This is a genomic window from Lelliottia sp. CFBP8978 (genome assembly GCF_034046055.2).
Lineage (GTDB): Bacteria > Pseudomonadota > Gammaproteobacteria > Enterobacterales > Enterobacteriaceae > Enterobacter.
The window spans coordinates 1,019,565-1,032,827 of record NZ_CM188253.1 but is presented as its reverse complement, the minus strand read 5'-3'; the positions used below and the strand labels follow the sequence as shown (position 1 = coordinate 1,032,827).

Genomic DNA, 13,263 nt, shown 5'->3' with positions numbered 1-13,263 from the left:
GCGCCGTTGGACATGTCTTACGGGCGATAAACCTTCACGTTGGTAAAGCCCTGTTCGCGCAGATAGAGCGCCTGCAGGCGACTCATCACCCCGCGCTCACACCACAGCAGCCAGGTTTTGCTCTGATCCAGGTCGCCAAATTGGGTGCTCAACTTGTAGAACGGCAGAGAAACCACCTCCACGCCCTCAACCTTCAGCGGTTTGTCATCCTGTTCATCGCCAGAACGAATATCCAGAATGACGTCGTTAGCGCCAAAACCGGTGACCGTTTCAACTTCAACCACTTCCTGATCGGTTTGCTGAGCGATTTCACGAATATCCACGTTCGACGCTTCCGCGACCACTTTTTCCAGAATATCGAAATCGAAGTTTTGTTCTTCCGCTTCGATCTTCGCCTTCACCGCTTTCACGGTTGGGCTTTTCGAGATCACGCCGCAATATTCCGGCATGGTCCGGGCAAAATCTTCCGTTCCGATTTTACGCGCCAGATCGATGATGTGCTCTTTATCGTGAGAAATCAGCGGACGCAGGATCAGCGTGTCGGTCACGTTGTCAATAAGACGCAGGTTGGTCAGCGTCTGGCTGGAAACCTGGCCCAGCGCTTCACCGGTCACCAGCGCCTGCACGCCGTAGCGTTCAGCCACTTTGGAAGCGGCGCGCATCATCATGCGTTTAAGCACCACGCCCATCTGGCCGTCGTCCACTTTTTCGAGGATTTCGCCGACCACTGGCTCAAAGTTGATCGCCACAAAACGCACGCGGTGTGAGCTGCCGAAGCGATTCCACAGATAATGCGCCACCTGGCGAACACCGATTTCGTGCGCCGCACCGCCCAGATTAAAGAAGCAGTAATGTACGCGGCAGCCGCGGCGCATCAACATATAGCTGGACACACCAGAATCGAAACCGCCGGAGATCAGCGACAGCACATCTTCCTGCGTCCCGATCGGATAACCGCCGATGCCTTCATAGCGGCCTTTGACCAGCAGCAGACGATCGTTTTCAATTTCCAGATTGACGGTCACGTCCGGGTTGGTCAGCTTCACGCGCGCCGTCTCAACGTGCTGATTCAGCCCGCCACCCACGTAGCGTTCGGCTTCAATCGAGCTGAATTCATGCTTACCGCGACGCTTTACGCGCACACAGAATGATTTGCCTTCGATCTGATCGCGATACTGTACCAGCGCTTTCTCGAAGATATCGTGCAGGGAAGTGAACGGAACATCTTCAACTTCCAGAATGTGGTGGATCCCGGGAATACGGGTCAGGGCATCACGGATATCCAGACGCTTGTTTTCGTCTTTCGCGCGCACTTCAACGTGATCCCAGTGACGAACAACGGCAAGCGTTTCGTCGTAATGCTTAAGAACGTTACGAATGTTTCCGGTCAGAATTTTAATAAAGCGCAAACGCACAGATTGGCTTTTGATGGTGATTTCCGGGAACAATTTAATGATAAACTTCATGGCGGCAATGTTTCGTTGGCAAGCTGGTAAAGGCTTGTGATGGAAAAGAGTACAGCAGCCCACACCCGCGGCTGCATCCAGGCGCGGAAGTATACCACTATAGCGGTGCTCCTGTGCACATTGCGCGTTATTTGCTTATCCGCCCGAGTCCGCTACCATGACGGGGCTGAAAATATGAGAGTCAATATTCACTATGCCGAAGAAAAATGACGCACCAGCCAGCTTCGAAACTGCGCTGAGTGAGCTGGAGCACATTGTCACTCGTCTGGAAAGTGGCGATTTGCCGCTGGAAGACGCGCTCAATGAATTCGAACGCGGTGTGCAGCTTGCGCGCCAGGGGCAAGTTAAATTGCAGCAGGCGGAACAGCGTGTGCAGATCCTACTCTCCGACAGCGAAGACGCTGCCACCACCCCTTTCACACCGGACACTGAGTAAATGGATTTCGCCAAAGAGCTTCAGGAATGTGTGGATCGTGCCAACGACGCGCTGCGGCGTTTTATCGAACCGCAGCCTTTTCAGAACACTCCACTGGTTGAAGCCATGCACTATGGCGCACTCTTGGGTGGAAAACGCCTGCGCCCGTTCCTGGTGTATGCCACCGGGAAGATGTTTGGCGTCAGCGATAGCACGCTGGACGCCCCCGCGGCGGCCGTGGAATGTATCCACGCCTACTCGCTGATCCACGACGATTTACCGGCGATGGACGACGACGATTTACGCCGCGGTCAGCCAACCTGCCATATCAAATTTGGCGAAGCAAACGCCATTCTGGCGGGCGATGCGCTGCAGACGCTGGCGTTCTCTATCCTGAGTGATGCGCCCATGGCGGAAGTCGCCGATCGCGATCGTCTGGCGATGGTTTCTGAGCTGGCGCGGGCCAGCGGTGTCGCGGGAATGTGCGGCGGACAAGCGCTGGATCTTGAGGCGGAAGGCCGTCAGGTTAATCTGGAACAGCTGGAGCGCATTCACCGTCATAAAACCGGTGCGCTGATTCGTGCAGCCGTTCGTATTGGCGCGCTAAGCGCGGGTGAACAAGGCCGTAAAGCCCTGCCAGTTCTGGATCGTTACGCCGAAAGTATCGGCCTGGCGTTCCAGGTTCAGGATGACATTCTGGATATCGTGGGCGATACTGCAACATTGGGAAAACGTCAGGGTGCGGATCAGCAACTTGGCAAAAGTACCTACCCCGCCCTGCTGGGCCTTGAGCAAGCCCAACGTAAAGCCCGGGATCTGATTGATGATGCCCGTCAGTCTCTGAATGAGCTGGCCGCGCAGTCACTGGATACCTCGGCACTGGAAGCGCTAGCGGACTATATAATCCAGCGTGATAAATAAACACACTATCTCGATGAGCCTTTGATGAGTTTTGATATTGCCAAATACCCGACACTGGCGTTGGTTGACTCCACCCAGGAGTTACGTCTGTTGCCGAAAGAGAGCCTGCCGAAGCTGAGCGACGAGTTACGTCGTTATCTGCTCGACAGCGTCAGCCGTTCCAGCGGACATTTCGCCTCCGGGCTTGGCACGGTGGAACTGACCGTGGCGCTGCATTACGTCTATAACACCCCGTTCGATCAGCTGATCTGGGATGTCGGGCACCAGGCTTATCCGCACAAAATTCTGACCGGGCGTCGCGATAAAATTGGCACTATTCGCCAGAAAGGCGGACTGCACCCCTTCCCGTGGCGCGGTGAGAGCGAATTTGATGTCCTGAGCGTCGGCCACTCGTCCACATCTATCTCTGCGGGTATCGGGATTGCCGTTGCGGCAGAGAAAGAGAATAAACAGCGCCGCACCGTTTGTGTGATTGGCGACGGGGCAATCACCGCGGGCATGGCGTTTGAGGCGATGAACCACGCCGGCGATATCAAGCCTGATATGCTGGTTATCCTCAATGATAACGAAATGTCGATCTCCGAGAACGTGGGCGCGCTGAACAATCACCTGGCGCAACTGCTCTCCGGCAAGCTCTACTCCACCCTGCGCGAAGGCGGGAAAAAAGTGTTCTCCGGCGTACCGCCGATCAAAGAACTGCTGAAGCGCACGGAAGAACATATTAAAGGCATGGTGGTGCCTGGCACATTATTTGAAGAGCTGGGCTTTAACTACATTGGCCCGGTGGATGGCCACGATGTACTAGGGCTGGTCAGCACGCTGAAAAACATGCGTGACCTGAAAGGCCCGCAGTTCCTGCACATCATGACCAAGAAAGGGCGTGGCTACGAGCCTGCCGAAAAAGATCCCATTACCTTCCACGCCGTACCGAAATTCGATCCTACCAGCGGTTGTCTGCCAAAAAGCAGCGGCGGAATGCCGAGCTACTCAAAAATCTTTGGCGACTGGCTGTGCGAAACCGCAGCCAAAGACAACAAGCTGATGGCGGTGACACCCGCGATGCGCGAAGGCTCCGGTATGGTCGAGTTTTCGAGAAAATATCCGGACCAGTATTTTGACGTTGCCATCGCGGAACAGCACGCCGTTACCTTTGCAGCAGGGCTGGCGATTGGTGGATACAAGCCCGTTGTGGCGATCTACTCCACCTTCCTCCAGCGTGCTTACGATCAGGTGATCCACGACGTCGCTATCCAGAAGCTGCCGGTCCTGTTTGCGATTGACCGCGCGGGTATCGTCGGGGCCGATGGTCAGACGCACCAGGGGGCTTTCGATCTCTCGTTCCTGCGCTGTATCCCGGATATGGTGGTGATGACGCCCAGCGACGAAAACGAATGTCGCCAGATGCTCTACACCGGCTATCACTATCAGGATGGTCCAACCGCTGTGCGCTATCCGCGCGGTAACGCTGTCGGCGTTGAACTGCAACCGCTGGCAAAACTGCCTGTCGGTAAGGGTATCGTTAAGCGTCAGGGCGAAAAGCTGGCCATTCTCAACTTCGGCACGCTGATGCCTGAAGCTGCAAAAGTTGCAGAATCACTGAATGCGACGCTGGTGGATATGCGTTTTGTGAAACCGCTCGACGAAGCGTTGATTCTGGAAATGGCAAGCCGCCACGATGCGCTGGTGACGCTGGAAGAAAACGCCATTATGGGCGGCGCAGGCAGCGGTGTGAACGAAGTGCTGATGGCGAAGCGCAAAGTCGTGCCGGTGCTTAATCTCGGTCTGCCTGACCACTTTATTGCGCAGGGGACGCAGGACGAAGCCCGCGCTGAAATCGGTCTCGATGCCGCTGGCATTGAAGCTAAAATTCGCCACTGGCTCGCCTGATCCTTTCCCCTCTTTCCGCTCCTGCTATGCTTAAAGTGACTGTTTTAAGCAATCAGCAGGAGCGGAACCATGCAATACAATACATTAGGAAAGACAGACCTTAAGATTTCCCGACTTTGTCTTGGCTGTATGACATTTGGCGAGCCTGACCGGGGGAATCACGCCTGGACGCTGCCGGAAGAGAGCAGCCGTCTGGTCATCAAACACGCCCTCGACGGCGGCATTAACTTCTTTGATACCGCCAACAGCTACTCCGACGGCAGCAGCGAGGAGATCGTTGGCCGCGCATTGCGTGATTTTGCCCGCCGCGATGAAGTGGTCGTCGCTACGAAGGTTTACTATCCGTCTGGCGATCTCACCGAAGGCCTCTCCCGCGCACAAATCCTGCGCTCCATTGATGACAGCCTCAAACGCCTCAATATGGACTATGTCGATCTACTGCAAATCCACCGCTGGGATTACAACACCCCGATTGAAGAAACCCTCGAAGCCCTGAACGACGTGGTCAAAGCAGGTAAAGCGCGTTATATCGGCGCGTCGTCGATGCATGCCTCGCAGTTTGCCGAAGCGCTAAATCTGCAGGCGCAGCACGGATGGGCGCGCTTTGTCACCATGCAGGATCACTACAACCTTATCTATCGCGAAGAAGAGCGCGATATGCTGCCGCTGTGCTATCAGGAAGGCGTGGCGGTGATCCCCTGGAGCCCGCTGGCGCGCGGGCGCTTAACCCGCCCGTGGGGAGAAACCACGGCGCGTTCGGTTTCCGACGAAGTCGGTAAAAAGCTCTACAACGATACCGAAGCCAGCGATGCGCTTATCGCCGAGCGGCTGGCGGGAATCGCCGATGAGACGGGCGCTACGCGTGCGCAGGTGGCTCTGGCGTGGCTACTCAGTAAGCGCGGCGTTGCGGCACCGATTATCGGTACTTCGCGTGAAGAGCAGCTTGATGAGCTGTTAAATGCTGTTGATTTAACGCTGACGCCGGAACAGATCGCTGAACTGGAAACGCCTTATCAGCAGCATCCGGTGGTGGGATTCAAATAGTCAGGGTTGCGCGGTCTGATGCCCTCACCCCGACCCTCTCCCACGGGGAGAGGGAGCAGACACTAAAAACGGCAACAACGCGGTTGCCGTTTTGTTTTTACCTTGTGCGGCCTGATGCCCTCACCCCGGCCCTCTCCCACGGGGAGAGGGAGAAAACACTAAAAACGGCAACACTGTTGCCGTTTTGCTTTTACCTTGTGCGGCCTGATGCCCTCACCCCGGCCCTCTCCCACAGGGAGAGAGAGCAGACACTAAAAACGGCAACGCGGTTGCCGTTTTGTTTTTACCTTGTGTGGCCTGACGCCCTCACCCCGATCCTCTCCCACAGGGAGAGGGAGAAAACACTAAAAACGGCAACGCGGTTGCCGTTTTGCTTTTACTCTGTGCGGTCTGATGCCCTCACCCCGGCCCTCTCCCACGGGGAGAGGGAGAAAACACTAAAAACGGCAACGCTGTTGCCGTTTTGCTTTTACCTTGTGCGGTCTGATGCCCTCACCCCGGCACACTCCCACAGGGAGAGGGAGCAGACACTAAAAACGGCAACGCAACGTCACGCGAAGTGGTCGTAACCCTTCCAGTCTAACCTCACCGGAGCACCGTTTTGCACAAACTGCATGCCTTCGCTCTCAGGCAAAATCTGGCCGATACAGGTAAACGGCGCACCGAGATTGCCCAGCGCCACGTCCAACGTACCGCGATTCAGTTCCGGGACGGTAAAGCACAGCTCGTAATCTTCGCCGCCGGACAGCGCCCAGCGCAGGGCCTGTTCAGGTTCGACATGCCTGCGGATCGGCTCCGAGAGTGGGAACGTGTCCAGGTCAACACGCGCCCCAACGCCGCTGGCCTTAAGGATATGGCCCAGATCGGAAATCAAACCATCCGAGAGATCAATCGCCGAACTGGCGCGATCGCGCAGCGCCTGACCATGCAGAATCCGTGGCGTCGGGCGCAGGTGACGCTTCACCAGATATGCTGCGTCATCGGCGTCGCTCACGGTCAAACGTTCCTGCAAAATTGCCAGCCCCGCCGCGCTATCGCCCGGAGTGCCAGTCACATAAATCCAGTCACCCGGCTTCGCGCCAGAGCGTTTTAGCGCGCGGCCTGCGGGCACGTAGCCGTGAATAGCCAGCGTCATGGAGAGTGGCCCGGCCGTGGTGTCGCCGCCAATGAGCTGCATATCGTAGTAATTGAGTTGTTCAAACAGCGCATCGCTGAAGGCTTCAAGCCACTTTTCATCGACGTTCGGCAGCGTCAGCGCCAGAGTCAGCCATGCGGGATCGGCCCCCATCGCCGCCAGATCGCTGACGTTGACGGCCAGTGCTTTATAGGCCAGATCGGCAGGATCAATATCTGCCAGAAAATGACGACCGCACACTAACGTGTCGGTGCTGATTGCGAGAGTCTGTTTTTCAGGAATATTGAGAAGTGCGCAGTCATCGCCAATGCCGGTTTCAACATCAAGACGAGAGGTTCGGACACGGTCAAAATAACGGGCAATCAGGGAGAATTCGCCGCATGCCATACGTTATGCCTCAGCAAATAAAATAAAAAACCGGAGCCGCACTGCCGGGCGGCAATGCAAACTCCGGCTTACGGATTACTTTTTGTGGGGACGGATCGCAGGTGCGGCTTTATCCAGCACGCCATTCACAAATTTGTGACTGTCTTCAGCACCGAAGGTTTTCGCCAGTTCGATAGCTTCGTTGATGGCTACTTTGTAAGGCACATCCTGACGTTTAGACAGCTCAAACAGCGCAATGCGCAGCACTGCTTTCTCGACCTGGCCCAGCTCTTCAAGCAGACGAGACAGGTACGGCTTCATCAGGCCGTCGAGATACGCGCTATTAGTCGCCACTCCCGACAGCAGTTCACGGAAGTACAGAACGTCAACGTCTTTGACGTCTTGTTCCGCCAGGAACTGGTATTCAACATCAGCGATGTCGTTCTGGGACAACTGCCAGGAGTAGAGCGCCTGGACGGCACACTCACGGGCGCGGCGACGAGCAGCAGGTTTCACGGAATTCCCCTTACAAAAAAATCAGGCCTTAATGGCTTTCAATACGTTGATCATTTCAAGCGCGGTCAGTGCAGCTTCTGCACCTTTGTTACCGGCTTTGGTGCCAGCGCGTTCGATGGCTTGTTCAATACTTTCAGTAGTCAGTACGCCGAAAGCGACAGGAATTTCAGCATCCTGTGCCACGTGCGCCAGACCCGTGCTTGCACCACCCGCAACGTATTCGAAGTGAGCAGTGCCGCCACGAATAACCGTACCCAGCGCAATAACCGCGTCGTATTTACCGGTTTTCGCCAACGCGCCTGCTGCCAACGGCAGTTCGTAGGCACCTGGAACCCAAACAACGGTAATATTTTCATCTTTCACCTGGCCAATACGTTTCAAGGCGTCAATCGCACCGTCCAGCAGGCTGTCGTTGATGAAGTTGTTGAAACGCGCAATGGTGATGGCGACGCGAGCGTCCGGGGTAGCAACAGCAGCTTCAATAATGTTCATACTCTTCCTTTACGGGTTCATTTAGCCCCGCAGGGGGGCGGATTTTATCATAATACTTTGCGCACCGCTTCCAAATTTCAGAAGCAATTACGCGGGAGTCAAATGCAGGCACACATCCGGGCCAACCTGACGAATTTCACTAAATTTGAGTTGCGGCGCATCAGCCAGTTTTTCAAGGCCAGGCAGCACGAATAAGCCGCGCGCAGCGTCGCCTAACAGCTTAGGCGCCACGTAAACAATCAGTTCATCGACCAGACCTGCGCGCAATAACGCACCGGCTAACGTGGGGCCAGCTTCAACCCAGATACTGTTGACCTGCTGTTTACCGAGCAACATCATGAGCACGACTAAATCGAGATGCCCGTTGTGTTCCGGCACCATAATACTGCGCACACCGTCAGGCCAAATCTGGCTGTCTTCTTGCGTACGCGCAAACCAGGTCTCACCGGGTTGCTGAACAATACGATGGGAAGGGGTTACGCGATTCTGGCGGTCGAGGACAATTCGCACCGGCTGGCGCAGATTCTCTTCTGGATAAAGCGCCTGCGTATCGGCATCAAGTTCTTCCCAGCGCACGGTCATCGCCGGATCGTCGGCCAGCACCGTTTCACTACTGGTCAGAATAGCATGGCTTTGCGCGCGCAGACGTTGCACATCGCGCCTTGACTGCGGCGAAGTGATCCACTGGCTTTCTCCGTTTGCCATCGCCGTTCGGCCATCAAGTGAGGCCCCCAGCTTTAACTGGATATACGGAAACCCCGTACGCATACGCTTGAGAAAGCCTTTATTCAGCCGCTCGGCATCATTCATCATCAGACCGTGGCTGACATCAATGCCTTCCTGTTGCAGACGATACAGCCCGCGCCCCGCCACTTGTGGATTAGGATCCTGCATGGATGTAACTACGCGCGCGACCCCAGCGGCAATCAGCGCTTCGCAGCACGGCGGCGTTCGCCCATGATGGCTACAGGGTTCAAGCGTCACATACGCTGTTGCGCCGCGAGCCTTCTCCCCCGCCATGCGCAGCGCATGAACTTCGGCGTGCGGCTCGCCGGCGCGATAGTGAAAACCTTCGCCGACGATTTCGCCCTCTTTGACAATCACGCAGCCGACATTTGGGTTGGGATGGGTAGTAAATCGTCCCCGCTGCGCCAGCTTAAGCGCTCGCGCCATGTACATCTCATCCTGCATCAGCTTAGTCCTGTAGACGGGCGATCTCTTCGCCAAATTCTTTGATATCTTCGAAGCTGCGATACACAGAGGCGAAGCGAATATAAGCCACTTTATCGAGCTTCTTTAGCTGCTCCATTACCAGGTTACCGATCATTTTGCTGGGCACCTCGCGCTCACCGGTCCCCCGTAAGTGCGATTTGATATGGTTAAGCGCCATTTCGACGTCATCTGCGCTCACTGGCCGTTTTTCCAGTGCTTTTAGCATCCCTCTACGCAGTTTTTCTTCGTTGAACGGCTCGCGCACATCGTTACTTTTCACTACACGCGGCATCACCAGCTCTGCCACTTCGAAGGTGGTGAAACGTTCGTTGCACACCAGACACTGCCGACGACGGCGGACGGAAGAGCCTTCACCTACGAGACGAGAGTCGATTACTTTGGTATCCACGGCGGAACAGAATGGGCAATGCATACGGTGTCCTGACTATCTGGTTAACTGAACTCTATTTTACCCCGAACTGGGTCCACAACAAAGGAAGAGCGCTTTTGAGACAAAGGATCTATACCAGACGGCATCATACTGGCTACCATTAGGACAATCCGTTATTTCATGGAAATAAACGCAATGACAAGACGTTACCTAAGAATACTTGTGGTGGGAAGTCTCTTCACCCTTAGCGCCTGCGCACAGCAAAGCGAAGTCCGCCAGATGAAACAGAGCGTCAATACGCTGAATACGGCGATGGAGAAGCTAAACCAGGAGACCGTGAAAATCACCCAGCAGAATGCGCTGAATGCAAAATCGAGCAGCGGTGTTTATCTGCTACCAGGGGCTAACACGCCGGCACTGCTGAAAAGCCAGATCGGCACCCTGAAAATGTCACTGGTTAATATCGCCCAAAATGCAGACGGGACGGCGGCTACCCTGCGTATCAAAGGAGAATCGACCGATCCGCTGCCCGCTTTTAGCGGCACGGTTGAGTGGGGTCAGATTCAGGGTACAACCGACAGCTATCAGGAAGTGAACGTGAAGAATCAGCTGATCAACGCCCCGGCAAGCGTGCTTGCCCCCAGCGATGTCGATATCCCGCTTCAGTTGAGCGGCGTCACTCCAGACCAGTTAGGTTTCGTTCGCATCCACGACATCCAGCCTGCCGCGCAGTAATCTTTTCAGCGGAACGGAAATCCCGTTCCGCCCTTTCTTACATCTCGCAAATATTGGCAACATAAATCATTGCCGTTACAATCCCTGCCGTTTAAAGTACGCAAACGTGAACGCAATCGATTACGTGAATGAGAGATATGTGAAACAACACATATTTTTGTGAACAAGGATTCCTATAATAGGCTCCGCAGAAACACGAAATATTTAGAAACGCAATTCGCGCATTTTTCACATCCCGGAAGGGATTTTCAATCAGTGGCATGATTATGAAAAAAACATTACTTGCAGCCGGTGCAGTGTTAGCACTTTCTTCCTCTTTCGCTGTTAACGCAGCTGAAAATACTAAACCAGAATATGTCTCCGACTGGTGGCATCAGAGCGTTAACGTGGTGGGCAGCTACCACACACGTTTCGGACCACAGATCCGTAACGATACATACCTGGAGTACGAAGCTTTCGCCAAGAAAGACTGGTTTGACTTCTATGGCTACATGGATGCTCCGGTATTCTTCGGTGGTAACACCGATGCGAAAGGTATCTGGAACCACGGTTCTCCGCTGTTCATGGAAATCGAGCCACGCTTCTCTATCGACAAACTGACAGGCGCAGACCTGAGCTTTGGTCCATTCAAAGAGTGGTATTTCGCCAACAACTACATCTACGACATGGGCCGTAACGCGTCCGGTCGTCAGAGCACCTGGTACATGGGTCTGGGTACGGACATCGACACCGGTTTGCCGATGAGTCTGTCCATGAACGTGTATGCAAAATACCAGTGGCAGAACTACCAGGCTGAAAACGAAAACGAGTGGGATGGCTACCGCTTCAAAGTGAAGTATTTCGTCCCAATCACTCAGCTGTGGGGCGGTAACCTGAGCTATATCGGCTTTACCAACTTCGACTGGGGTTCAGACCTGGGCGATAAGAGCCAGTATGCAGAAAACGGCATCAAGCAACGCACCAATGACTCCATCGCTTCGAGCCACATTCTGGCGCTGAACTACGATCACTGGCATTACTCTGTCGTAGCCCGTTACTGGCATAACGGCGGTCAGTGGAATGACGATGCTGACCTGGTCTGGATGAAAGAGAACGTCCGTTCTACCGGCTGGGGTGGCTATCTGGTTGTCGGTTATAATTTCTAACCGAATCTACCCTGTTGAAAAGCCAGCGAAATGCTGGCTTTTTTATTTGTCATTTACAAATCAACGCCCGCGTGGGGTCCAGCAGCCAGGGACGTAAATAACCGACGGTGTTAGAAAACGGCAACACTTCTGCGGGCAACCGGATACCGATGTATTTATCAATATAAGCCCGACGCTCAACAATACGCTGCCAAAGTGCCGGATACTGTGCTTTCAGTTCATCTCGTAACGCCTCATCGGCCAGCGCCACGGTATCTTCAATACTGGCGCCCGCATAACCCGGGCGGGAAGGAATAATATCGATCTGCAAAATCATGCCGCTTTGCAATCTGGCGCTCGAATCGGGGCCGACTGGCGAGCAGAGCCACTCTTCATCTGCCACCAGGTGGCCTGGATTGAGGTGCCAGTGATAATCGGCTTTCGGCAGAACCTGTTCAATCAGCCCATACATCTCACCGCCGCGCATACCGATGCGTAAATTCTCAAGCCAGGTCACGACAGCGCGAAAATAGGGTTTCGCCACGACATCAAGATAATCCGCCACTTCTGGCGCCAGCTCCGACTCGTCAGCAACGACATAGGCCGCACGGCTGCTTAACCCCCCTTTATAGCTGGTCGTCAGAGAGAATTTGTCGCCACGCTGAATAACCTTATCGCCGGGATAGAGATTAGCGTGCGCAAAGCGATCGCCCGTCGCGGCGATCATGACCACATTATTCGGCTGCCCTTCTGCTGCCAGCAAAGCGGCAATCTGTTTTTCAGTTTTGCCGGGCTCTATGGCGTTTAATGCCCCGAGGATCGCCGTTGATGCCAGGTTTGCGCCGTATTCATAATGCGCCAGTTCGTTGGCGTTATTCACGGTGCGAGCGCCGCCGTCTGGATCGATAAAAAGGCCTGTCGCATTGAGTAACTGCGACTTATCCTCCGTTGTCTGACGGATCGCATCGACGATAAAAGCGGGTAAATCGAACATTTGCTTCACATCATCGCAGGCCCCTGTAAACAGCTTCCAACCCGCCAGACCGATAGTTTTGCCCGCCGTCAGCCCTGCTTCCCGGAGCAATTCTGGCAACGACTTCACGTTATCCATCGGTTGATTTGGCAACGAGAACCACGGCGCATGGATCACCCGATTTTCGAGCCGCGCATGCGCTGCCAGCTTCAGGTTTTCATTGCCTAACACCAGAACAGCCTCACCCGATGACTGGAGCACCAACAGCGCCTCTTCAAAGCGGGGAATAAATCCGCTGAGATACTCAAAGTTTCCGCCATGCTCTTTGTCCGCGTAGATGACGAGCGTATCCAGCTGCTGCTTTCGCATGCCGCTCAGAATCTTCGTTTTGCGCTGGCGCAGCGTTTCATCACTAAGCGTAACGGAAGGGACATCGTGCCAGACGACAGGTTGGGGAACGGCAGAGAGGGTTACAGCGGGCATCAGCATTACTCCATGTCATAGCGATTCACCACACGAGAGTAACCAACTTTCAGACGGCTGTAATAAAAAAATCCCGGCCTTGCGACCGGGATTCCGTTATCAG

13 protein-coding genes are annotated in these 13,263 nt (G+C 54.7%); 6 read left to right on the top strand and 7 right to left on the bottom strand.

All coding sequences use genetic code 11. The features are described from left to right. Nucleotides 1-17 precede the first annotated feature (17 nt). A complete protein-coding gene (gene thiI / locus SOM82_RS04780; RefSeq protein ID WP_154127616.1) occupies nucleotides 18-1,466 on the bottom strand; it encodes a tRNA uracil 4-sulfurtransferase ThiI in 1,449 nt (482 codons plus the stop codon). Nucleotides 1,467-1,659: 193 nt separating this feature from the next. On the opposite strand from thiI, the gene xseB reads away from it, so the two are divergent. The 4 genes from xseB (at nucleotide 1,660) to SOM82_RS04760 (ending at nucleotide 5,733) form a co-directional block, all read left to right on the top strand. Continuing rightward, nucleotides 1,660-1,902, top strand: coding sequence for an exodeoxyribonuclease VII small subunit (gene xseB, locus SOM82_RS04775; protein ID WP_320460194.1), 243 nt, complete (start codon nucleotides 1,660-1,662; stop codon nucleotides 1,900-1,902). Next, entirely contained in the window at nucleotides 1,903-2,802 is a 900-nt protein-coding gene (gene ispA, locus SOM82_RS04770) for a (2E,6E)-farnesyl diphosphate synthase (RefSeq protein ID WP_320460195.1), read from the top strand. It abuts the gene before it with no gap. Nucleotides 2,803-2,826: 24 nt separating this feature from the next. Beyond that, nucleotides 2,827-4,689, top strand: a complete 1,863-nt coding sequence (gene dxs / locus SOM82_RS04765; protein ID WP_320460196.1) for a 1-deoxy-D-xylulose-5-phosphate synthase — start codon at nucleotides 2,827-2,829, stop codon at nucleotides 4,687-4,689. A gap of 69 nt (nucleotides 4,690-4,758) precedes the next feature. Next, nucleotides 4,759-5,733, top strand: a complete 975-nt coding sequence (locus SOM82_RS04760) for an aldo/keto reductase (RefSeq protein WP_320460197.1) — start codon at nucleotides 4,759-4,761, stop codon at nucleotides 5,731-5,733. A 550-nt stretch (nucleotides 5,734-6,283) separates the two neighbouring features. Here the strand turns inward: SOM82_RS04760 and thiL are convergent. The 5 genes from thiL to nrdR all read right to left on the bottom strand — a co-directional run bounded on the left by thiL (nucleotide 6,284) and on the right by nrdR (nucleotide 9,887). Beyond that, nucleotides 6,284-7,255, bottom strand: a complete 972-nt coding sequence (thiL, locus tag SOM82_RS04755; RefSeq protein ID WP_320460198.1) for a thiamine-phosphate kinase — start codon at nucleotides 7,253-7,255, stop codon at nucleotides 6,284-6,286. 75 nt (nucleotides 7,256-7,330) lie between these two features. Beyond that, nucleotides 7,331-7,750, bottom strand: coding sequence for a transcription antitermination factor NusB (gene nusB / locus SOM82_RS04750; RefSeq protein WP_100777425.1), 420 nt, complete (start codon nucleotides 7,748-7,750; stop codon nucleotides 7,331-7,333). 21 nt (nucleotides 7,751-7,771) lie between these two features. Next, nucleotides 7,772-8,242, bottom strand: coding sequence for a 6,7-dimethyl-8-ribityllumazine synthase (gene ribH, locus SOM82_RS04745; protein ID WP_154127610.1), 471 nt, complete (start codon nucleotides 8,240-8,242; stop codon nucleotides 7,772-7,774). An 87-nt stretch (nucleotides 8,243-8,329) separates the two neighbouring features. Next, nucleotides 8,330-9,433 carry a bifunctional diaminohydroxyphosphoribosylaminopyrimidine deaminase/5-amino-6-(5-phosphoribosylamino)uracil reductase RibD gene (gene ribD, locus SOM82_RS04740; protein ID WP_320460199.1) on the bottom strand — a complete coding sequence of 368 codons (1,104 nt, stop codon included), beginning with the start codon at nucleotides 9,431-9,433 and terminating at the stop codon, nucleotides 8,330-8,332. 4 nt (nucleotides 9,434-9,437) lie between these two features. Beyond that, a complete protein-coding gene (nrdR, locus tag SOM82_RS04735; RefSeq protein WP_064325018.1) occupies nucleotides 9,438-9,887 on the bottom strand; it encodes a transcriptional regulator NrdR in 450 nt (149 codons plus the stop codon). Nucleotides 9,888-10,040: 153 nt separating this feature from the next. On the opposite strand from nrdR, the gene SOM82_RS04730 reads away from it, so the two are divergent. Both SOM82_RS04730 and SOM82_RS04725 read left to right on the top strand, forming a co-directional pair. Beyond that, entirely contained in the window at nucleotides 10,041-10,580 is a 540-nt protein-coding gene (locus SOM82_RS04730) for a SadB/YajI family lipoprotein (protein WP_320460200.1), read from the top strand. Nucleotides 10,581-10,846: 266 nt separating this feature from the next. Next, complete coding sequence (locus tag SOM82_RS04725; RefSeq protein WP_154127607.1) at nucleotides 10,847-11,725, top strand: nucleoside-specific channel-forming protein Tsx; 879 nt, start codon at nucleotides 10,847-10,849, stop codon at nucleotides 11,723-11,725. A gap of 49 nt (nucleotides 11,726-11,774) precedes the next feature. Here the strand turns inward: SOM82_RS04725 and SOM82_RS04720 are convergent, their stop codons facing one another. After that, nucleotides 11,775-13,160, bottom strand: a complete 1,386-nt coding sequence (locus tag SOM82_RS04720; RefSeq protein ID WP_320460201.1) for a M24 family metallopeptidase — start codon at nucleotides 13,158-13,160, stop codon at nucleotides 11,775-11,777. Nucleotides 13,161-13,263: the final 103 nt, after the last annotated feature.